22 protein-coding genes are annotated in these 20,702 nt (G+C 39.6%); 11 read left to right on the top strand and 11 right to left on the bottom strand.

Going from position 1 to position 20,702, the window contains the following annotated elements:
* Positions 1 to 100: 100 nt before the first annotated feature.
* Complete coding sequence (locus H0W62_04565; GenBank protein MBA3647815.1) at positions 101 to 745, bottom strand: alpha/beta hydrolase; 645 nt, start codon at positions 743 to 745, stop codon at positions 101 to 103.
* A gap of 160 nt (positions 746 to 905) precedes the next feature.
* On the opposite strand from H0W62_04565, the gene H0W62_04560 reads away from it, so the two are divergent.
* Both H0W62_04560 and H0W62_04555 read left to right on the top strand, forming a co-directional pair.
* Positions 906 to 2,384, top strand: coding sequence for a glycosyltransferase family 39 protein (locus tag H0W62_04560; protein ID MBA3647814.1), 1,479 nt, complete (start codon positions 906 to 908; stop codon positions 2,382 to 2,384).
* A 173-nt stretch (positions 2,385 to 2,557) separates the two neighbouring features.
* Positions 2,558 to 3,424, top strand: a complete 867-nt coding sequence (locus tag H0W62_04555; GenBank protein ID MBA3647813.1) for a restriction endonuclease — start codon at positions 2,558 to 2,560, stop codon at positions 3,422 to 3,424.
* 79 nt (positions 3,425 to 3,503) lie between these two features.
* On the opposite strand, the gene H0W62_04550 is transcribed toward H0W62_04555, so the two are convergent.
* From H0W62_04550 to H0W62_04540, 3 genes are all read right to left on the bottom strand, one after another.
* Complete coding sequence (locus tag H0W62_04550; GenBank protein ID MBA3647812.1) at positions 3,504 to 3,950, bottom strand: adenylate/guanylate cyclase domain-containing protein; 447 nt, start codon at positions 3,948 to 3,950, stop codon at positions 3,504 to 3,506.
* A gap of 231 nt (positions 3,951 to 4,181) precedes the next feature.
* A complete protein-coding gene (locus H0W62_04545) occupies positions 4,182 to 5,732 on the bottom strand; it encodes a T9SS type A sorting domain-containing protein (protein ID MBA3647811.1) in 1,551 nt (516 codons plus the stop codon).
* 220 nt (positions 5,733 to 5,952) lie between these two features.
* Complete coding sequence (locus H0W62_04540; protein MBA3647810.1) at positions 5,953 to 6,552, bottom strand: hypothetical protein; 600 nt, start codon at positions 6,550 to 6,552, stop codon at positions 5,953 to 5,955.
* Positions 6,553 to 6,674: 122 nt separating this feature from the next.
* Here H0W62_04540 and H0W62_04535 point away from each other — a divergent pair, with 122 nt between their 5' ends.
* A complete protein-coding gene (locus tag H0W62_04535) occupies positions 6,675 to 6,974 on the top strand; it encodes a hypothetical protein (protein ID MBA3647809.1) in 300 nt (99 codons plus the stop codon).
* A gap of 62 nt (positions 6,975 to 7,036) precedes the next feature.
* On the opposite strand, the gene H0W62_04530 is transcribed toward H0W62_04535, so the two are convergent.
* Together H0W62_04530 and H0W62_04525 are read right to left on the bottom strand one after the other, a co-directional pair.
* On the bottom strand, positions 7,037 to 7,243 hold the full coding sequence (locus tag H0W62_04530) for a DUF2158 domain-containing protein (GenBank protein ID MBA3647808.1): 207 nt from the start codon (positions 7,241 to 7,243) through the stop codon (positions 7,037 to 7,039).
* A 144-nt stretch (positions 7,244 to 7,387) separates the two neighbouring features.
* Positions 7,388 to 9,430 carry a T9SS type A sorting domain-containing protein gene (locus H0W62_04525; protein MBA3647807.1) on the bottom strand — a complete coding sequence of 681 codons (2,043 nt, stop codon included), beginning with the start codon at positions 9,428 to 9,430 and terminating at the stop codon, positions 7,388 to 7,390.
* Positions 9,431 to 9,524: 94 nt separating this feature from the next.
* Between H0W62_04525 and H0W62_04520 the strand changes: the two genes are divergently transcribed.
* The 4 genes from H0W62_04520 (at position 9,525) to H0W62_04505 (ending at position 11,873) form a co-directional block, all read left to right on the top strand.
* Positions 9,525 to 10,013: an ASCH domain-containing protein gene (locus H0W62_04520; GenBank protein ID MBA3647806.1), complete on the top strand. Its 489-nt coding sequence runs from the start codon at positions 9,525 to 9,527 to the stop codon at positions 10,011 to 10,013.
* 167 nt (positions 10,014 to 10,180) lie between these two features.
* Positions 10,181 to 10,663, top strand: coding sequence for a hypothetical protein (locus H0W62_04515; GenBank protein ID MBA3647805.1), 483 nt, complete (start codon positions 10,181 to 10,183; stop codon positions 10,661 to 10,663).
* Entirely contained in the window at positions 10,611 to 11,201 is a 591-nt protein-coding gene (locus H0W62_04510) for a hypothetical protein (protein ID MBA3647804.1), read from the top strand. Before H0W62_04515 ends, H0W62_04510 begins: the two co-directional genes overlap by 53 nt.
* Positions 11,202 to 11,240: 39 nt before the next feature.
* Positions 11,241 to 11,873 (top strand): T9SS type A sorting domain-containing protein, encoded by a 633-nt coding sequence (locus tag H0W62_04505; protein ID MBA3647803.1) that lies wholly within the window; start codon positions 11,241 to 11,243, stop codon positions 11,871 to 11,873.
* 52 nt (positions 11,874 to 11,925) lie between these two features.
* Here H0W62_04505 and H0W62_04500 read toward each other — a convergent pair whose 3' ends face one another.
* The 3 genes from H0W62_04500 to H0W62_04490 form a co-directional block, all read right to left on the bottom strand.
* Positions 11,926 to 13,743 carry a M28 family peptidase gene (locus H0W62_04500; protein MBA3647802.1) on the bottom strand — a complete coding sequence of 606 codons (1,818 nt, stop codon included), beginning with the start codon at positions 13,741 to 13,743 and terminating at the stop codon, positions 11,926 to 11,928.
* Positions 13,744 to 13,861: 118 nt separating this feature from the next.
* Positions 13,862 to 14,182 (bottom strand): T9SS type A sorting domain-containing protein, encoded by a 321-nt coding sequence (locus H0W62_04495; protein MBA3647801.1) that lies wholly within the window; start codon positions 14,180 to 14,182, stop codon positions 13,862 to 13,864.
* 103 nt (positions 14,183 to 14,285) lie between these two features.
* Complete coding sequence (locus H0W62_04490; protein ID MBA3647800.1) at positions 14,286 to 15,065, bottom strand: SAM-dependent chlorinase/fluorinase; 780 nt, start codon at positions 15,063 to 15,065, stop codon at positions 14,286 to 14,288.
* A gap of 198 nt (positions 15,066 to 15,263) precedes the next feature.
* Here H0W62_04490 and H0W62_04485 point away from each other — a divergent pair, with 198 nt between their 5' ends.
* The 4 genes from H0W62_04485 to H0W62_04470 all read left to right on the top strand — a co-directional run bounded on the left by H0W62_04485 (position 15,264) and on the right by H0W62_04470 (position 19,679).
* The gene (locus H0W62_04485) at positions 15,264 to 16,262 is read left to right on the top strand and encodes a PhoH family protein (protein ID MBA3647799.1); all 999 of its coding nucleotides are present in this window, start codon (positions 15,264 to 15,266) and stop codon (positions 16,260 to 16,262) included.
* 942 nt (positions 16,263 to 17,204) lie between these two features.
* On the top strand, positions 17,205 to 18,008 hold the full coding sequence (locus tag H0W62_04480) for an undecaprenyl-diphosphate phosphatase (GenBank protein ID MBA3647798.1): 804 nt from the start codon (positions 17,205 to 17,207) through the stop codon (positions 18,006 to 18,008).
* Positions 18,005 to 18,688 (top strand): tRNA pseudouridine(55) synthase TruB, encoded by a 684-nt coding sequence (truB, locus tag H0W62_04475; protein ID MBA3647797.1) that lies wholly within the window; start codon positions 18,005 to 18,007, stop codon positions 18,686 to 18,688. The genes H0W62_04480 and truB overlap by 4 nt, the downstream gene beginning before the upstream one ends.
* Before the next feature lie 52 nt (positions 18,689 to 18,740).
* Positions 18,741 to 19,679, top strand: a complete 939-nt coding sequence (locus tag H0W62_04470; GenBank protein ID MBA3647796.1) for a bifunctional riboflavin kinase/FAD synthetase — start codon at positions 18,741 to 18,743, stop codon at positions 19,677 to 19,679.
* A gap of 47 nt (positions 19,680 to 19,726) precedes the next feature.
* Here H0W62_04470 and H0W62_04465 read toward each other — a convergent pair whose 3' ends face one another.
* On the bottom strand, positions 19,727 to 20,083 hold the full coding sequence (locus H0W62_04465) for a heavy-metal-associated domain-containing protein (protein MBA3647795.1): 357 nt from the start codon (positions 20,081 to 20,083) through the stop codon (positions 19,727 to 19,729).
* Between the two features lie 237 nt (positions 20,084 to 20,320).
* Positions 20,321 to 20,698, bottom strand: a complete 378-nt coding sequence (locus H0W62_04460) for a hypothetical protein (protein ID MBA3647794.1) — start codon at positions 20,696 to 20,698, stop codon at positions 20,321 to 20,323.
* Positions 20,699 to 20,702: the final 4 nt, after the last annotated feature.

The raw sequence follows: 20,702 nt of genomic DNA, 5'->3' as shown, positions 1-20,702 counted from the left end.
ACAGTGCCATTCCACTTTATTTTATAGCAATACGGAACATAGGTAGAAGAAGTTTTTTAAGTAACAACGGCTTGAACAGTAATTTTTGGTAGCGAAGTTTTTACTGCCTGTAATCTCCATTTGCCCATTTTATGGCGGGATTTATCCATTCTGAAAGCGGCTGAAATAAAAATCCATGCTTCAGTCCTGTATTAATTTCTACTTCTTTATAATGCCTGATAGTTGCGGACGAAGCCTTTTTAAATCGTGCACAAGTATTACCTATATCGTCGCTTCTTTCATATATGGATAAGATGTTTCCATAGAATTTTATATCCGGGAAACTTTCAAAATTATCATCATTACAGGCGGCCAGGAAAACAAAATTCACATCGCTGTTTTGCAAATAATAAGAAACCAGCATAGCGATTATCGCTCCCTTTGATGCACCCACTACTGTAATGTCTTTGGCTGGTATTCCTTTCAGGAGTAGATTATCTACCTGGACCTTTATTTCTCTTGCGTAGGTGGTGACATCAGTGTTAGGTTTTCTGACTTCACTCATTACTGTAAAATGATGGCTTCGGAAGGTATCTAGAATGGCTTCATATTGATACGCTCCAAAATACGGGCTCACTGCTTGCTTGCCCTGATCTTCAACTATTTTACCATGCATGTAAAAAAGATACTTCTGTGCAGAAACATCGCTCATAATAAAGAAAAAAAATAAAAATGAAAAAATAAGAACTGCAATAACTTTTTTCAACTTGCCAGGTTTTAAGCATCCCAAATTAGTATGTTTTAGCTTCCTGCGTAGAAATCCTTTTGTTAAAGTGAAATAGTATGCTTTGGTGAAAACTGCTTTACGTAATGCGTTATTAGCAATTGATAGCAGTCAACCGTTATCTTTATTATTGCTTTCCATTATGCGAAACAAATTCATTATCCCTGCATGCTTTGCGGTAATTAAATTTTTCATTTCTGTGTTGGGTATTCATCACGATTATGATCTGCACCGTGATGAATTTTTATATTTAGCCGAAGCAAGGCACCTCGCCTGGGGTTATAATGAAACCGCTCCACTCCTCCCCTTTTTAGGGCGCATTAGTCTGGTATTCGGCAACTGGTTTTATTTAGTAAAATTCTGGCCTGCTTTACTAGGTGCATTAACCATACTGATCCTTGGTGCTATTGTTATCCGCCTTGGTGGAAAGGGCATTGCACAGGTTATTGCATGTTCTGCATTTTTATTTTCTGCTTATCTGCGCATTCACATCCTTTTCCAGCCGAACATCCTTGATATTTTTTTCTGGACGCTGATCGCATATGCACTGATTGCCTATTTCCAAACACAGGAAAATAAATGGATGTATATAGCAGGTGTTTCTTTGGGACTGGCTTTACTCAGCAAATACATGGTAGTAATTTTCATTGCGTCTTTGTTTTTAGCGGTTGCTCTCACCAAACAACGGCGCCTGCTTCTAAACAAGCATCTATGGTTCTCCCTTGGTATTACATGCATAATTTTTCTTCCGAACCTGTTGTGGCAGGCTCAGCATGACTTCCCTGCTTTGGGCCATGTAGAAGAACTGAAGGAAACACAATTGAAGTTGATCTCGCCGTTCACTTTTTTAGTACAGCAATTTTTATTGCTCGTAAATTCTTTACCTGTCTGGCTTTTGGGTTTGTGGTTTTTTGTAAGGGATAAAAAGAGTTTTTCTTTTATTACCGTGGCTTATTTCATCATGCTGCTGCTATTCACTGTTACCGGTGGAAAAGATTATTACACCATGGGCTTTTATCCTGTGCTCCTGGCAGGTGGTGGTGTCTGGATTGAGCAGCATACAGCGAGACGAAAGTGGATTCGGTATGCGCTCTTAATTTTAATTATATTTCCTGCACCGTTTGCCATTCCTGTGATGATGCCTTGCCTGTCACCTGCAAAAGCAGCATCTTTTTATGCACGGAACAACATGCAAAAGGTTGGGATGCTGCAATGGGAAGATGGTAAAGACCATGCGCTGCCACAGGATTTTGCAGACATGCTTGGGTGGGAAGAGATGGCTGTAAAGACGGCGAATATTTATACATCGCTGCCGGATTCAGTGAAAAAAAATACCATGGTCTACTGTTACAATTATGGCGAGGCCGGCGCTCTTATGTGGTATTCTAAAAAATATCCGTTGCCGGATATAATCAGTCGCAGCTCAAGCTTTATGTTGTGGTATCCAAAGCAACCTACGGCTACGTCACTCATTATCATCTCAGATGATGAATCACCGCACAGCACTGAGCGTGTTCAATTAAGCAATATTGAATTGAAGGATTCTGTTACCAATCCATTGGCAAGAGAGTATGGAACTAAAATTTATATGGTGGGAAAGGTGAAGTATTTGGGGAGGTGAATTTCGAAATGTATCGAAGCAAATTTAAGTGTACTTGTTGATGATCAAACCCTAATAACGGCATTAAGTTATTCTATGACAATTTTTGGCTTTTGCTAATCAATATTTTGCAACACGCGTTTCTCTTTTCATATTTTTGACTTGCTTTAAATCTAAATCAACCAATTGATGAAATGAAAGAGACTTTTAAATATAAATATGATGAGTTGTTCAATCCAACTTTGACTGCACTCCATAATTTAGGTGGTTCAGGTTCTGTAAATGAAATTGAAGAACAAGTTACTTCTATTTTAAAATTAACTGACGAACAAGTAAATGAAATACATAGAGGAAACACAAGTAAACTGACTTATAGGCTGGCTTGGGCTAAAAATTATTTAAAACGTTATGGTTTACTTGAAAATTCAGCGAGAGGTGTTTGGGCTTTAACAGAAGAAGGTTTAAAAACTAAATCGGTCGATAAGGAAGCTGTAAAACGGAAGGTTGTTACTGAGGATAAAAAAGAAAGGATAGTTAAACAAAAAAAAACAAAATCTAATTTAAATGAAGAACAAGATAATAATGAAGAATTACAAAAAATTACATGGCAACAGGAAATAATTACAGAATTACAGACTATTTCATCGAGTTCCTTCGAACGACTTTGTCAAAGGCTTTTAAGAGAACTTGGTTTTCAAAATGTGGAAGTAACTGGTAAATCAAATGATGGTGGCATTGATGGTAAAGGGCTATTGCGAATTGGTGGTGTGCTATCCTTCCACGTTATCTTTCAAGCAAAGCGTTATAAAAATAGTATATCACCTTCAGTTGTGCGTGACTTTAGAGGTGCAATGGTAGGACGGGCAGATAAAGGCCTAATTATTACGACTGGTACCTTCACAAGAGAAGCAAAAAGAGAAGCTCAAAGAGATGGAGCACCTCCAATTGATTTAATGGATGAGAATGACTTAGCTGAAAAACTGAAAGAATTAAAGCTGGGTATTGAGATTGAATTAGTAGAAAAATTAAACATAAAGAAAGAATGGTTTAAGGCATTATAATGTATGTCAATATGTAATGGCCACTATTAATCTGTAGTAATTAAAACTTAATCTGATGGTCAGTCAAAGGTGAGCCGATTCAGATTCTCTGACCTGCAACCCTTGGAACTCTCATCAACAGAGTTCTGAGTCCTTGGACCGTTAAATTTCCCATCGCCTCCGCAAAGTACATTTCCATATCCTGTTTATTCTTGGATGCTATTTTTCCCCTGTAGCTGCAATTAACCTGGTGTTGTATCAACCGGTACGTATCTCCGGAAATATTTACTTTACCGACCTCGCCGCATTGCTCCATGCGTGAGGCAATGTTTACGGTATCGCCCCATATATCGTAGGCGAATTTCTTTATTCCAACGATTCCAGCCACAATAGGTCCGGTATGAATTCCGATTCGCATTTCAAAAGGTACCTGTCCTTTTTCTTTTCGCTCTCTTTCGTAATTCAGAATGAAATCTTTGATCTCAATAGCAGCATTGATCACATCTTCTGGCTGTCTGAAATTCTCTGCAGGCAAACCACCGGCCACCTATTGGTTGTGGTAGAATAGGAATATACTCCCAGGACGCTATGGAAGTAAAACGAATGTTTGTTCAACCTGACAGTCGCAGGAATGGATTAGCTTCTAAAATACCAAGGGAATTGAAAACCTGGTGTAGTCATGAGTAATTCAAAATTTTCATGCGGAGACACCTTCGTTGAAGTTAAAATATCAGCGCCGCATCGTCTTTTCGGCGATACGGCGCTGCTTGTATTAATATTATTGAATGATAATCTTCGTCGTTATTTGAGTTTGAGGGGTAATTAACTTCAGGAAGTAAACTCCGCTTCCCAATGAATTCTTATCGAGCTTATAGGAATGAGGTCCGGCAATCGCTGTTTCATTTGCGATGGTTGCCACCTTTTTACCTTCCAGATTAAATAGCTCCAGAGAGATAACAGTTGTTTCATTTAAAGAAATACTTATTGCAGACTCATCCACCATCGGATTTGGAAAAACCTGCAGGCTAATCATATCCTCGCTTAGTAAACGTGCCACCGCTGTGGTGAAATTGGATGGTGCTGAATAGTCTGACTTTACATTGTTGCCGCAGATGGTTTTTACTCTGAAGGTATAAGTGGTAGCTGGTGAAAGTCCTGTTATCTTTTTCTTATTGTCTTTTGATTTTACAACCGTCTCTACGTTGCTTCCAACTTCGCTATATTTCACTTTATATTTCTGAGCTCCCGGAACTGCAAACCAATTTAATACTGCCGAAGTGGAGGTAATATTCGTTGCAATCAAACCTGAAGTCACGGAACAAAGAGGGACATTGCCAGGAGTAAACTTCAGTACTTCCAGCCCGTTATTTTTAGCAACATAAAAGACGCTGTCTTTAACGTCGATGGTAATAATGGAACCGGATACATCCACACCAGTAAAGGAAGTAAGATAAGAATGAGATTGAGCAGAAGCATCAAACGCTTTTACAGATGAGGCAGATGCAAGGTATACTACGTTATTTGTATAGGAATAAGCAGATGGGCCAAAATTACCGCTTCCGAAGAAAGTACTGTCCGCGTATAAAAATTGGGGTGCCCGGGGATTGGTAACATCATATGCGTCGTACCCTATAAATTCCTGGCTTGCATTTAACCAGGGCAGAAATACACGGTGACGAAGGGTATCAGTTGAAAGTCCGTCGTTATTGGCATGTTTATTTGATATAACAGATATGAGAACAGGGGCAGTCGGATTACTGATGTCATATATATTGGTACCCAAATCAGCCCTTACAAACAGGTTATTGTGATCAATGCCAATTTCGCCGGCACCACCAAATCCTGTGTTTGGAACTGCAACCTCATTCACCTGCTTTGGTAAGGAAGGATTAGTTACATCCATAACAAAAAGGGAATTTACACCTGTGATATAGACATAATTACCATGGGGTTCCATGTCACCGCTTATGTAAAAGGAGGTGGCAGGTATTGCAACGGATCCTTTAAGGACCGGTGCATTAAAGTTGGAAATATTATACACCGCAAATATTCCATTATTTCCGTCAGCCATATAAGCAAGATTTCCTTCAGCAGTTACCTCGTAGGCTGTGTTTCCAGGGTAGGGAACCTGTGCATCCAATATTGGAGTAACATTAGGATTTGATACATCAAATGTTAAAAGGCCATCCTGTGATACCACCAGGTGGTTTTGAATATATTTCATTTCAAGCGTGGAAGTGAGGGGCCTGAAGGAAAGCTGCTTTATGGTTTGCGCATTTGTAGCTAAACAGCAACCCAGCAGCATAAAACCGTAAATAAATTTTTTCATTGTTGAATTTTTTTAAATGAGTATTAGTGGTTGAATGGCTGCGAAAATATTTGAGCATAAGCTGCCGAAAAAAAGAAATGAACTGAATCGACGGTAAAACATGCTGAATGGGTGAATACCAACCTTGAAAGAAACGTACACAGGAAAAAGGCATGATAACCTGTTTCTTTCCAAACCTCTTTTGGTTTCCGTAAGAAAAGTCAATCGCAAGGGCTGCGGGTTATTCCAGCCTTAATGAATACCCTAAAAGAGCACGTTGTTCTTCCAGGGAGAGATTAGAATGCTTAATTGTATATTCCTTTCTTTTAACAGACTTAAAATATTCTTTCGAGTTTGCTATATAGCGGTATTTCTTGGTAGAAAAGCTTTTCCGGTCTTCTGTACCTGGCGTTCCGGTAAATTCCCGGATGGTCTTAAAATAGCGTATTTCATTACTATCAGTTATTTGTTTCAATTCAATGATGTTTGTTCCCACATGCAAACAATTAAACAGTTCTTTGAGTATTTGAGGCTTTGAAAAAACTTTACTATCCGATCTGATCAACCCTTTCAGTAAGACTCCGCCGAAGCATTCGTTATCAGCACCAAGTGAGATATCAACTCCATAATCATGAGCTCGTAATTTACCTGCAACTTCCTGGTGCTTATTAGAAAAGGTATCGGGATGAAGTGGACAATGGTAATAAAACTCAAGGTCCAAAAATCTGTATCCGCGATCATTTAATGTTAGCTGGCAATGGTTCATCAACTCTGTAGCAATCCGGTCAAAAGAAGCTTCTACCAACGGAAAGGACGATGTGTCGATCTCAAAATTTATCATAGTGATGTAATCTTTTTCCTTTTGTAATAATAATAAAACGAATTTTTAAGCGGAAGATTCTCATGCGTTACTGATGGTATGTATTTTGATTATAGCCGCGCTTAATATAAAAAATGAACAGCATGAAAAATCAGCCATCACTGCTTTTTTGCATCTTAATGGATGCAATGGGTTATGCTACCTATGCCATTCCATTTGTAGGAGAGATAGGTGATGTGGTGTGGGCACCCGTTTCCGCTTTCATTTTCTATAAAGCATTTGGAGGTTGGAGGGGAGCATTTGGAAGCTTATTTAACTTCGTGGAAGAATTAATGCCCGGCCTTGATTTTATTCCTTCCTTTACTATAATGTGGGTTTGGCAGAGATTCCGGAAAACCAAAGAAGAAAGGTTCCATCATACTGCTACCGTTTTGCCACGTTAACTTGTGGAAATTAATAACGAATTACGCTGAAGAATTAAAATATAACCCCATTTTACTTTGAGCTATAAATTGTTTGCCACCTCACCAATTGTATATTGTGGCATTATGTATTTTTTCAGATCTTCTGAACGGTAAGTTTTATAGACCATTTTGTTATTCTTCCCGTCGTACCAGTCTACCCTTACTCTGCTGCCATCTACATAACAAACATTTCTGCCAGGTCCTCCGGACTTTAAGGAAACAACATCACCTAGTTTAAATTCACTCATTGTAATTATTTAAGCACACAAAGATAAACACTTAAAATGGGTTGAAGGCTTTAACGATTTAACTTATCCACTATGTCAGTGGGTTTGTATAACGGAAGAAATAGCATCCTCCCATTTCAAAAGGATGCTATTTTTTCTTGGATACTATTGTATAATTAATTTCTGATTTTGAGTAGCTGAATCAGTGATCAAATTTACCAGATACACCCCTTTCGTAAACTGACTGGCATTCAAATCCAGAGAATATTCTCCTTCAGCCAGGTTTTGATTCAAGATGGTAAATACTTTTTTTCCACTCATGTCAAATATTCGTAATAAAACATGAGAAGAGTTTGAAATAGTAAAATGCACGTTGGCTTTAGTTTCTGCAGGGTTAGGAAAAATTGTTAAATCTGCTTCAGTTAAATCCAGTTTTGCACTTTGCATGCAGGAATTGATAACCTTAGTGCCGTTAGAAGTTTTACTGCAGCCATTACTGTTAGTTACAACTACCTTATAAAATCCTTTAGTAGTGGCCGTATAGGCTCGATCAGTTGCACCGGATATCGGATTTCCTCTTTTCAGCCATTGATAGGTATATCCATCGCCACTGTTAGCCTCAAGGATTACAGATCCCGTTCCGCAAATATCAAGGCTGCCCAAAGGGGTAATCTTAGCATCAGGACCTGGCTGAACTGTAAATGATACTGCATCTGAGCTAAAGCCATTAGAAGTTACTACCATTGAATAAGTTGCCTGCGGCAGGTTGACAGGAAGCGTAAATTTAGCAGTATCTGCTGCACTTCCGCGCTGTACTCCGGTGCTGTTCCAGTTATAGGTTCGTGCATAATATATATTGGTACCTGAAGTCAGCCTTATGATCGGATAATTACTCGCCATTTGCCAGTCGTCACCATAGTAGGCTCCTTCCGATATACCATTAAATAAGGTGCCTGTAAGCGTATATTCTGCACCACAATCCTGTTGATTTATAGTATTAATCACCGGTTTTCCTGAAGCAGTTGGAATGCCATCCGGAGAGTAGACATAATAGCGTGTTGAATCCTGCATGGCAAAGAGCACTGATCCATCAGGCAGATCAAGCATTCCGGTAACATAACAAGGCACATTAATAGATGCACCACCTCTTGGAGTGGTAATAGAGGTAAACGTATTAGCTATGTAATCGAACTCATAGAAAGAGGTTGGTGAAGGAAAATGATTGGATGATGTGGGAACAGGTGAGACCGCACAAAGAACTTTGCCGTTTACCATCATTGCTGCCGGTGCATCAGGGGTTCCTTTTCCGCTGGGAATATTTGGCCCTGCAGTCCAGGTTCCCGGACTGGTTGTACCGGAAGGGGAATAATAAGCAGTGTGTCCGCTGGATCCGATAAAGAAAGCGCGGCCATCAGGTAATAAAACTGCTGCACCTGTTTCATCACCAAAAGAGTCATACAAAGAAACCGGCACTGTTGCATCTGCAATCCATTGATTTAAGGAAGGTATATATCTTTCGGATGCGGTGCTCAAACGGTCTACAAATAAAATGCTGTTATCGGGAAGCTTCACCCAGGCGGATTCATTATGAATGCCACGGGCGGTGGGACCAGTACTGTATTTATTAGTCACCGGATCATAAATGTCAGTCCCTTTCAGGCTGCCGGTTACAAGAGCCTGGAGTACTTTGCCGTCTGGTAAAATTTCTGAATTAGCATCGCTGATCCTCTGGCCCTGATTAGGTGCCATAGTCCATACATTCGTGAGCGGATCAAAGGTTTCACCAAGAGATCCACCGCTTCCATATTCACCACCTGCAACATATACCCGGCCATCCATAAGTATCTGAGACGAAAAATAAAGACGCGTGTTATGCATTGCAGGCATTCTTGTCCAGGTACCATTAATGTAGCTGCCATGGCTGTCTGGTGTCAGCTTATCATAAATATTTCCATAAGAATCCCCACCTGAAAAGGTCTTTGCCATCACAGTGCCATCGGAGAGCAGAAGCATGCCGCCGCCGTTTGGATCTATTGCACGGCTTGTAACTGGTGTCCATGTTCCCTGGGCCATACTTTGTCCATAGGTTAAACTGAATATCATCATCAATAAGGTGATAAAATGCGGAGCTAACTTTATGTCCAGCCGCAGAAGTTGTGGCGTTCTCGATTTCGAAATTTTACTCTGACTTCGTAATTGTTTTTTCATTATTGGGTTTTGATTTTATTTTGAAGAGGAAAAAAGGTTAACGATATTATCCCGACAAGGTAGAAAAATATCGCATTCAATAATGGAACTGTAAATACTGCGATTTCAATATTTACAACTGATACCTATCGTAACAGCTATTTCTCATGAAAGCTATATCACTCTTGCAGCCCTGGGCACTCTTGTAGTTACAGGACATAAAACAATAGAAACAAGAAGCTGGCAGACGACCTATCGGGGAAGAATCCTTATTCATGCAAGTAAAAGTAAAGCAGGCATCATCTTCTGCGATAAATATCCGTTTACCAAATACATCAATAATTTTTCAGGGCTTCCTTTTGGCGCAATAATAGGAGAAGCTGCGGTAACAGATATTGTCAAAATACCGGACTGTAATTATTCCGATTATTTTCTAAATGAGCTATCAATTGAAGAAAAAGCATTTGGCGATTATACGGAGGGACGGTTTGCGTGGTTATTTACCGATTGTAAGCAGTTCTTGAAACCAATTATGATGAGGGGAAGTCTTAGTATATGGGAATGTCCATTAGAAATTTTTAATCCGGATTTCAAAGAAATGTAGATTGTTTTTTAAAAGTGAAAATGTTATAATTCCATGATATTTCGAGCCTGCGGTTAATTATTTTTGTAATTCTAAACTATTGCCATCGGAATAATGGCGTGGTAATATGATTGCTCAAATGCTTACAAACTGATTTTAAATTAATCATTCACGAAAATTGCTTAACCATGAAAAATTTTTCCAGGTTTATCCCGGCAATATGCTCATTGCTGTTTATTGCCCAAAGTGTAACTGCCCAGTCGTTAGATATTAATATTTTATGGCAGAAAACCGTACAGGTACAAACCATTAAATTTTCACCGGACAACATACGTCTTGTCACAGGCGGTTCTGCTGATAATTGCTTTCCTTATCTATGCGGCCAAATCAAGGTTTGGCAAGTAACGGATGGTGACTTACTAACTTCCATTGAAAATCCAGCTATGGGGCTTACAAACGATGTTGATGTTTCTTCAGATGGTCAAACGATTATCTCTGGCAATGGAAGTGTTTATTGTGCTCCTGATGGCGGATGTTCTGCAGATAAACCCGGACAATTTAAATACGCGGTAGACGGAAGGCAGCTTAAATCATTGACCAATCCCGGAGGGAATGTATATGCTATTGAATATTCTCCGGATCAAACTGTTATTGCAGCCGGCGGGTTATAATAACAATGGCGAAATCAGAATCTATGACAATAATTTCAATTTGCTGAGAACACTACCCGGTCATCAGTATGAAACGGACGGTCTTGCCTTTACTCCTGATGGAAAATATCTTATTTCCGGTGGTGATGATGGACTCGTGAAATTCTGGGATTACAATACCGGGGTTCTCATCAGAACACTTACCCATGGGACATACCTTAACGGTGGAACCAATGTCAATGTTGATGTTTCTCCCGATGGACAATTTGTTGCAAGCGCCGGCAGCGGCTACAACATGACTACTAAGATTTGGAGAGTTTCTGATGGTCAGTTGATTAAAACACTCCACATAGATGGTGACTATGGATATAATACAGTGAAGTTTACTCCCGACGGAAAATATGCAGCTTCTGGTTTGATACAGTACGGGTTGGGAGGACTTGGTTACTATGGTAGAATTTTATTTTGGACCGTTCCTGATGGAGTTTTGGCAAAAGAATACGTGGACAAGCAGGGAAGCCCAACATCGGGCGGCATAAGAACATTGGATTTTTCTTGATTAGACAAAAGCTATATTGCTTACAGTGTAAGTGATCAGTTGAAGGTTGGAACGATTGATTTAAATCAGCAAGCTTCGGCTTTACATGTTCTGGTCCAGGAAGTATCCAGGAAAATAAAAAATAACGGCACCAAAGGAATAGATAAGGTTACCATTGTTGATCAGGATGATCAGCCGGTTTCAGGTGTCGCTGTTACAGCTTCCTATTCGGGACCAAACGCAGGAATCACGAGTGCAACAACCAATACAAAAGGAATCGCCAGGTTAACCACGACTTCAGTGGCAAATCCTGTCGGTATGTGGTGTTTTACCATAACTGATATTACTAAAGATGGGTACACTTATGATCCTAACAGTAACACGGCTACCACCCAGTGCGAAAACTCGCGAACGGAAATAGTATCTGATCAACGGGAATTTAACACCTCGGCATTACCAAATCCTTTTAGCTCAACCACTGCTATACAGTTTACCATTCCGGAGAAACAATTTGTGACCCTTGATGTAATTGATATTAATGGTAAACAAGTAGCTTCTCTTATTAACGAAGAAATGCCGGCTGGAAATAACACGGTATCTTTTTATGCCACAATGCTTTCAAACGGTATTTATTTTTATAAATTAAGCACACCGAAATATTCTGAAGTGAAAAAGTTTATCCTTAATAAATAGAATTTCTACTACTCCGTATGGAAATGCAAGCTCACGGGGCAGTAAAATAATTTTACCTGCTGAAGATCATTTTTTTTGCATCTGCTATATTACCATCAATCACCAATTGATATACATAGCTGCCGGAAGGATTATACCCGTGATGAAAAAGCACTTCATTAATTCCTTTCTTTAATTCAATAGGAAATCTCTTTATTACATTTCCATTTGAATCCATAACCACTATTGCTGCTTCATGATAAGTAATGGTTTTTTCAACCACCACTGAAATGGTTGCTGCTTCATCTGCCGGATTTGGTTTTGCCGGCATAAGATATATTCCCTTCCCGGAATATGGGTCATGAATTCCTGTAATATGTTCCATCTTTTCTCCGCTGAACAGGCTTTCTACTCCATCTGAATCAACAGATGCCACGCTTACATAATAGATAGCGCTACCCGGTGTAGTCACCGTTCCTGTTGTTCCATAAATGGTATATACAGAGTCGAAATCATACGATAGAGTTCGTACTCCTATATCATATTTTGGATAGCTTTCCGCTGAATGGATTGTGATGTTAAATTGATTTCCATTTAGAGACAAATCAAAGTCTGGTGTTTTTGGACTTATTGCCGCAATAGCCGCAGCTTCCGCGTTGATCTGAGCGTTTCTTGCCAGATAATGCACATCTACTAAGAAACTATCCAGGGAGCCATCGCTGTTAGTATCATACCCAAGCACATCACGCGAGGTATGCTGATTATCTATATAGCCCGGATCTGTGACATTAGCATTTCCATTTTCATTTGCTGAAGTGAATCGGATAGCGGTATAGCCACGCTGACGAAACGGAATGTGATCTCCTCCCCTGCCGGTGCGGTCTTCAGCCGCCATCAGAGAAATCAGCATAGGAACCTTCGCTATAGGTAATAGTCGCTCTTGATATTGCAGCTTGATATAACGTGCCAGGCCTTTATGTAAAGAATTAAAACCACCATAAGAAAAAACCCGAAGCTCAGTACTATCAATATCTCCGAATGGAGAGCAGCTGGGCGGCGAAGAAGTATGCCCGCATAAAACACCACCCACTATATCGTTATTTAAAACCGCTTTTATATCAATACTTTTTTGCTGTGCATAATTGACAAAAGCAGTCGAGCCAAACAGGCCCTGCTCTTCTCCGATATTGGCAAGAAAGACAATCGTGTGCTTAAAATTATATTTGCTTAAGACCCTTGCAAGTTCTATTACAAGGGCAGTTCCACTGCCATTATCGTCTATGCCTTCTGCGAGGCAGCTGGTATCGCAGTTATCAACGCACCGGCTGTCTAAATGAGATTCAATAATAATTATGGAATGGTCACTGGTATCTGTTCCCGGCAGAACTGCAAATACATCCCGATGCCGGCGCATAGTACAAATAGTGGTATCAAACTGCAAATAGGAAGAAAGCAAATGACCGCTGTTTGAAGTGCTAAACTGCTGAAACTTCTGGTATACCCAACGGCGGGCTGCCCCGATTCCACGGGTTGGCGAAACAGTGTCAGATGCAGTATTGCGATTGAAAAATGTCCCGAGCTTTTCAAGATCGGCTTTCAGCGAATCAGAATTTATAAAGTCATTAATGCCCTGGCTGATTACATTAGGATCGTCGGAAAAAAGAGATAAATGATACGCTGCAGGGTCGTAATTACCCGCCATTACCTGTTCGGCAATGGGATTTGTACAAATAATATTTGTTTGTGCCAATGAACTAAACGGAAGCAGAAACAGGAATAAAAAAATAAACTCCGATAACTTTCTTTTCTCTATTTGTCTTGGGTAATAACAATTGAGAGAACTGTGTTCCTTTTTTTTAATGCCTGCCACATGAACCACTGATAATTTCATAACAAAGTTTTTATTGAAAATACAATAAATGAATCACTCTTATTTCAATATAAAGACAAATTTCCTGCAGGAATTGAGAATACCTATTCGGTTTTATACATTGAGTAGCCGACCCGGACTATTCTTTAATGATCTTCTTCGAGCTAATGAATTTTGATCCTGAGGAAATAATAAGCTCGTAATTTCCCGGTACTAAATATTTCAGGGAAAAGGTGAAACGATTCGTTCCTGGTTTAACCTGTTCATCCAATAATGTTTTTACCAACCTTCCATTTATGTCGTAAAGATTAAAGGTGCAATCCATGTAATCGGTTACAGCAAAATTGACTGTAGCCTGTTCTGCAAAAGGATTGGGAAATAAATTTACCTGCGGACCATTTTTTAAAACTGAGGCAAATCCAACTTTGCGCCGTAGAGAAAGGATGATACAGCATGGCATTTAGGAAAAGGAAAAGGATCGGTTTCATCAACTTGTATTTGATGATTAAAGTTATATTTTTTGAATGGTAACACCGGCAAAATCCGGGTTTATCGCTGATTGGTTATCCTTTAAACTCTATTTGCACCAAATCACCGACGCTTAAATTTAATAATCCTTTTGCGTTTCCTTTATTGATGGCGATCTCCAGGTATCCTGCAGAATTAAATAGAATAAGCTTTTCACTTTCAGGGACTGAATAATAATTTTCACTCACGGCATCGATATCATCAAAGCGCTTAAAATGAACAACAAATTTCCTGTTATGTGCAGCCTTTTCAAACTCTTCCCGGGTAAGATTGAGAATTGCATTTTCAAACCGGTCAAAATAAATAATGGAACACCGTATAAAATTATTATTGATCATAGGCCGGCCGAGCGCACTCTGCCGGTAAGTTGAAATTTTATCAGCAATTTCTTCCGGATCACCACCAGCAAGCAAATGTTTAGCAGCCAGAACAAAGACATCTTTAATCGGAAGAGTGCTGAACATTTCTGCCGCATCCTCCCTGATGCGAAAAATTGTCGAGGGCAATTCCTCCCACATCAATCCGAAGAAACCATTGTCCGGACCAATAAAAATAAATCCTTCATTTAGCACCACTAAAAAAGACATGCCTTCTTCGTTAAGTGTATTCACACCTATAAGATGGCAGGTTCCTTTTGGAAAATGATGGTAGCTGTTTTTTAAAACAAAAGCCCCATGCATAATATTAAATGGCTCAATTTCATTCGAAATATCAACGATTTGAACATTTGGAATGGCCTTCATCAGCTCGCCTTTTACTGTGCCCGTGTAGTGGTCGCGGGTCCCCAGGTCAGTAGTGAGCGTGATTACAGGCATACATGAAAATGCAAATTAAATTTTTGCATTTGACGTGGCAAATGTAACCTTCGCAACTCAGAAACAAATTAACTTCTCTCAAGACTTTACTCACTTGCTGCACAATTTTGTATTCTTTAGTTTCTTAATTGCTCGATGAACTTTTCTACAGTGATTTGGTTCTCATTTTACTTAGTTTTAACATAAACAATAGAACCGTTGACAGAATTAATTATTCATCTTGATTCGATAGAACCTGTCGATCTGCTTGGCATCAACAATTCACGGCTTCAAACCATAAAAAATGCTTTTCCCCGGGTGAAAATTACGTCACGCGGAAATAAAATAAAGATTGAAGGAAATACGCAGGACCTGGAGCTGCTTGAAGAAAAGCTTAACAATATGGTGCACTTTATTGAGAAATACGGTCGGCTTTCAGATAAAGCTGCCGAAGATCTGCTTGACGATATTGATCCTTTTGAAGTGGACATGCCGAAGCATCATCCTGATGCAATAGTTTACGGCCCAAATGGAATTGTGGTAAAGGCGAAAACACCGAATCAAAAACGGATGGTAGATCTGGCAGAAGATAACGACATCATATTTGCTATTGGTCCTGCGGGAACCGGAAAAACCTATACGGCAGTTGCGTTAGCAGTGCGTGCTTTAAAAAATAAGGAGATAAGGAAAATAATACTTACCCGTCCTGCAGTCGAAGCTGGCGAAAACCTCGGTTACTTGCCTGGTGATTTAAAAGAAAAGATTGATCCGTATTTACGTCCATTGTACGATGCACTGGATGATATGATCCCTCTTGATAAGCTGAACTATTATATGGCAAACCGTGTGATCGAGGTGGCTCCTCTCGCCTTCATGCGCGGACGAACGCTCGACCATGCTTACATTATTTTGGATGAAGCACAAAACACTACCGAAGTACAGCTGAAGATGTTTTTAACAAGAATCGGTTCTTCTGCAAAGTGCATTGTAACCGGAGACATCACACAAATCGACCTGCCTAAATCACAACGCAGCGGATTATTTAAAGCTTTAAGCATTCTATCTGATATAAAAGGCATTGGTACGGTACACTTAACCGAAAATGATGTAGTTCGTCATCCCCTTGTGAAAAAAATTATAAGAGCGTATGAAGATTCAGAGCCGAAGGAAGAGATCAGAAATCAAACGGAAATAACGCAGCAGCCACCGTTGAACTAAAGCCAATCTTTGAGATTCCGCAGTATTAAAGATTTCAATCAGATTTTGACCTTTCCTTTCTTAACGCACTATCATTAGTTTCCCAGCTGCATATTTTTCGAGGTCAAAAATTTTGTACGTATACAAGCCGGCATTAAGCTGTGGCCGAAGATTTCCGTTAGTTCACTATTGAGTTTTGTTTCTACCAATTCCTTTCCCTCCAGTGAATATAATTTAAAATTACCTGCACTGCCGGGTATGTAACGAAGATGTGATCTATGGCTATTGACGGATAAACAGATACGGCATTGAGTGACGGTATTTTCGTACGTTCACTGTTATCGCCAATGGTACCATCATTGTTTATATTTTGTGCATATACACTCCTCCATCATTCCGGTCGTCGTACCAAACTGCTATAGGCTGGTGATGGGAATAATCATCAACAGTGACATTGTTCTTATTGCTGTTCACTGCAGATATAGTGGTTTCCCAAACCTGGTTAGCATTGTAATCGATTTTTACTGCTTTTAATGTTGCATCAGCATATCCAATTTCTGTAAATATGGTTATTAGGCCATCGGTATTTTTATTCGATACGACCCATGGTAAGAGCCCTGGCTTTGCTGATCTATCAACTGTCCCTTTGTTCCTAACAAGCGATTTCCATAAGCATCTAATTCCTGAAGTGAATCATTTGACTATTGTGCAAAGGAATATAGGGAAATGCATAGTGAAATAGTGAAGCAGTTTATGTTTCATGGAAGATGAAGATTGAAAGTTAAAGATCTAGGGATGAAGCTTGCAGGTAAGATTAAGCAGCGAGTCGAAGATATGGATTAAAACTATTTCGATTAGGATGTCAGGATACGTCTCTTATATGTTAAGATAACACTAAAATAAAACCTCCGAGACAGGTCAATCAAACTTCCTATTATCTTTGCCGCCGTTTAAAAGGAACCGATGACTATTATTCAGGCAATCATTCTTGGCATTGTGGAAGGGCTTACTGAATTTCTTCCTATTTCCTCTACCGGTCACATGATTATTGCTTCTGCCATAATGGGAATCGAGGAAAATGACTTTGTGAAAATGTTTGAGGTCGTGATACAGTTCGGAGCCATTCTGGCAGTAATCATTTTGTACTGGAAACGATTCGTTCCCAGGAGAAATATTAAGGACACTTTTAACTTTTACCTGAAGCTGCTGCTTGCATTTATTCCTGCAGCCATCTTTGGCTTATTGCTGAAAGATAAGGTTGATCAAATGCTTGGAAGCGTGATGGTAGTTGCCATCTCCTTATTTCTTGGTGGAATTGTATTATTATTCATCGATCGTATTTTCCGAAAAACGGAGGAAGGCCCTTATAAACCCATTACCAATGCAATGGCTTTTAAGATCGGATGTTTCCAGGTAATATCATTGATTCCCGGTGTCTCGCGGTCTGCTGCTACTATCATAGGGGGCCTTACTCAAAAATTAAACAGGAAACAGGCCGCTGAATTCTCTTTTTTCCTCGCCGTTCCCACCATGGGAGCAGCTACATTGTTCGACTTTCTCGATTACTATAAAACGATAACGCACGATACCATAGGCCCTTTGCTTATAGGTATTGTGGTATCATTTATTGTGGCCATTGTTACTATAAGGGCTTTTATTTCTTTCCTTACCAAACACGGGTTTCTGATTTTTGGAATATACCGGATTATTGTTGGAGCAATAATTCTTATATTGCTATCAATGGGGAAACACCTGTTTATGCAATGACCTTTGCCGACATCCTCAATGGCAGTATTCTGCTTTTCGATAAACCTTTCGACTGGTCATCTTTCGATGTGGTAAAGAAAGTAAAGAGATTAACGGGGGCTAAGGTCGGCCATGCCGGAACACTGGATCCATATGCAACAGGATTGCTCATTCTGTGTACACAACAGCTTACCAAAAAGATCTCTGAAATTCAGAATAAAGAAAAAGAATATACCGGCACCTTAACCCTGGGCAAGTCTACACCGAGCTACGACATGGAAACTGAGGCTGATCAGTATTTTGATACCAGCCATATCACCGAAGAATTGATCAGAAAAATGGCAATTCAATACCAGGGAGAAATTCTGCAGTCACCCCCAATATACTCAGCTGCAATGGTAGATGGGAAACGGGCCTATAAAAAAGCAAGACGAGGTGATGTGTTTGAATTGAAAAAACGTTTAGTTCAGGTGCATGAATTTGAGATAATTGAAATTGAAATGCCGAAGGTTCACTTCAGGATTATTTGTGCGAAAGGTTTTTATGTAAGGTCTTTGGCGAATGACTTCGGCAAATCTTTAGACAGCGGCGCGTATCTTTCTTCACTTTGCCGCACCCGCATCGGCGAATATCATTTAAAGGATGCCTGGCAAATAACCGATTTTGCGAGCTTTGTGGATAAGGAAAAATCTCTTTCCTGATTAATAATAAATATGGGTAATAATACTCTCTGCGGGATATACAGCTAAATACATGGAGGTTCATAAAAATTTCGATCAGCTTCCTTTTTTTAAGAATGCAGTCATTACGGTTGGAACCTTTGACGGGGTGCACCGGGGCCACCAGCAATTGATCCGCCGGATCAACAGTCTTGCACATGAAATGGAAGGTGAAAGTGTAATGATTACATTCGATCCCCATCCGCGCACGGTAGTATTTCCTCAGGATCATTCTTTAAAAATCTTATCCACGCTGGAGGAAAAAATCTTCTTGCTGAACCAGTTTAATATTGATCACTTGGTAGTGATGCCTTTTACCAAAGAGTTTTCCCGTCTTTCTGCAACCCAATATGTTAGAAAATTCCTGGTTGAAAAATTTCACCCTGCAATCGTGGTAATCGGTTACAATCACCAGTTTGGTCACCATCGCGATGGCAACATTGAGTTGCTTAGAAAACTTTCTAAAGAAAATAATTTCCGGGTCGAAGAAATTACCAAGCAATTAGTGGAAGACATTGAGGTGAGCTCTACGCGTATCCGAATTGCTTTGCAGGAAGGCGATGTAAAAACAGCCGCACATCTGCTGGGTCATCTCTATTCCGTGGAGGGAACGGTAGTAAAAGGCAATCAGCTAGGGTCGAGGATCGGTTATCCAACGGCAAATATTTCAGTGCACGATGGCTATAAGCTGATTCCTGCAGATGGCATATATGCAATTAAAGCTACACTGGATGGTAATATTTATAATGGTGTGATAAGCATTGGGTTAAGGCCTACAGTCAATGGAAAAGATCGAACTATTGAGGCCTTCCTGTTTGATTTTACACAGGATATTTACGGTAAGCTTTTGAAGGTCGAATTTGCAGAATGGATACGTGAAGAAAGAAAATTTGAAACGATCGGCCTTATGACTGAAGCAATAAGAAATGATGAGGAACAAGCGAAACAGATCCTGGATAAGGTGAGTAAATAAAAAAGGCACCCGAATATTCGGAGTGCCTTACATGTGTATTATATAATTTAATGGCAGCTTGGTTTACTGTTCTTATCCTGGCAACACTTTGGCAAATTAGTTAACGAGGAAGCATCTGCCTTAACATCATCAGCGTCATAACCGGCTTTGGAAATGGCCATCTTAATCTGTGCTTCAGAAACTGTTTCAGCAGAATATTTTACCATCAGTTTTTTATCTTTCAGGTTTAGATCTGCATTTTTAACACCATCCAATTGTTTCACGGCATCTTCAATTTTTGCCTTACAGTCTTCGCAAACGGCAGATGTCTGAATATAGATAACCTGTGTTTTTTTTATTCCATTATTTGCAAATACAAAGGCTGGCAGCACCAGTAAAAGCATTACGGAAAAAAAGGAATTCATGTTTTTCATTTTCATAGTTACTATTGGTTTTACAATGGGTTTTTATAAATGCTAATTTACGATGCTAAATTCGGGTAGGTTCTTTTTTTCTTCTGAATCCTGCAATTTAGTAAGTATGCGCGTATTCTTGAGCTGAATAGATATTTGCCTCCAGGCGTGCTTCATTATTTCCATAGAGATTTAAATAAAATTTATCAGTTTTTTCAGGCTTCTTTAATTCGACATCAATCTGACCCGTTATAGATTCATAACCATTTGAAACACCTCCAGTTCCCTTATTTTGATGGATTCTATCCAGGGCCCGGGAATGGAGTTCAGGCCATACGTCAGATTAAGGCCACGAAATGTAGGGAGCACATCCGTTAATACCTGAGCATATCTACCCGCAAGACCCAATAATTGTATTTGCTTTGCACCGGTTACCGCATCTGAGTAAGACACATCCACTGTTGGGTTTGATTCGAAGCTTTCAGAAAGATTGCAGCATGCATTGTTCTTCAATCCTTCCGAGGAAATTATTTCTGTTTTAAAAGGCCGTATTGAAGAAATATACTGATCAGGCGTACTTTCTGTAATTGTTACTTCATTTAAAATAATAGTTTTCTTAAGCCGCACTTTA

Source organism: Chitinophagales bacterium (genome assembly GCA_013816805.1).
Classification (GTDB): Bacteria; Bacteroidota; Bacteroidia; order Chitinophagales; family UBA10324; genus MGR-bin340.
This window is presented reverse-complemented; position numbering and strand designations above follow the sequence as displayed.

Excerpts from the sequence above, each read along its gene's own strand:
- H0W62_04560 (MBA3647814.1), top strand. The coding sequence starts at position 906 with ATGCGAAACAAATTCATTATCCCTGCATGCTTTGCGGTAATTAAATTT.
- H0W62_04555 (MBA3647813.1), top strand. The coding sequence starts at position 2,558 with ATGAAAGAGACTTTTAAATATAAATATGATGAGTTGTTCAATCCAACT.
- H0W62_04545 (MBA3647811.1), bottom strand. The coding sequence starts at position 5,732 with ATGAAAAAATTTATTTACGGTTTTATGCTGCTGGGTTGCTGTTTAGCT.
- H0W62_04540 (MBA3647810.1), bottom strand. The coding sequence starts at position 6,552 with ATGATAAATTTTGAGATCGACACATCGTCCTTTCCGTTGGTAGAAGCT.
- H0W62_04535 (MBA3647809.1), top strand. The coding sequence starts at position 6,675 with ATGAAAAATCAGCCATCACTGCTTTTTTGCATCTTAATGGATGCAATG.
- H0W62_04530 (MBA3647808.1), bottom strand. The coding sequence starts at position 7,243 with ATGAGTGAATTTAAACTAGGTGATGTTGTTTCCTTAAAGTCCGGAGGA.
- H0W62_04525 (MBA3647807.1), bottom strand. The coding sequence starts at position 9,430 with ATGAAAAAACAATTACGAAGTCAGAGTAAAATTTCGAAATCGAGAACG.
- H0W62_04515 (MBA3647805.1), top strand. The coding sequence starts at position 10,181 with ATGAAAAATTTTTCCAGGTTTATCCCGGCAATATGCTCATTGCTGTTT.
- H0W62_04510 (MBA3647804.1), top strand. The coding sequence starts at position 10,611 with ATGCTATTGAATATTCTCCGGATCAAACTGTTATTGCAGCCGGCGGGT.
- H0W62_04500 (MBA3647802.1), bottom strand. The coding sequence starts at position 13,743 with ATGAAATTATCAGTGGTTCATGTGGCAGGCATTAAAAAAAAGGAACAC.
- H0W62_04495 (MBA3647801.1), bottom strand. The coding sequence starts at position 14,182 with ATGCCATGCTGTATCATCCTTTCTCTACGGCGCAAAGTTGGATTTGCC.
- H0W62_04490 (MBA3647800.1), bottom strand. The coding sequence starts at position 15,065 with ATGCCTGTAATCACGCTCACTACTGACCTGGGGACCCGCGACCACTAC.
- H0W62_04480 (MBA3647798.1), top strand. The coding sequence starts at position 17,205 with ATGACTATTATTCAGGCAATCATTCTTGGCATTGTGGAAGGGCTTACT.
- truB (MBA3647797.1), top strand. The coding sequence starts at position 18,005 with ATGACCTTTGCCGACATCCTCAATGGCAGTATTCTGCTTTTCGATAAA.
- H0W62_04470 (MBA3647796.1), top strand. The coding sequence starts at position 18,741 with ATGGAGGTTCATAAAAATTTCGATCAGCTTCCTTTTTTTAAGAATGCA.
- H0W62_04465 (MBA3647795.1), bottom strand. The coding sequence starts at position 20,083 with ATGAATTCCTTTTTTTCCGTAATGCTTTTACTGGTGCTGCCAGCCTTT.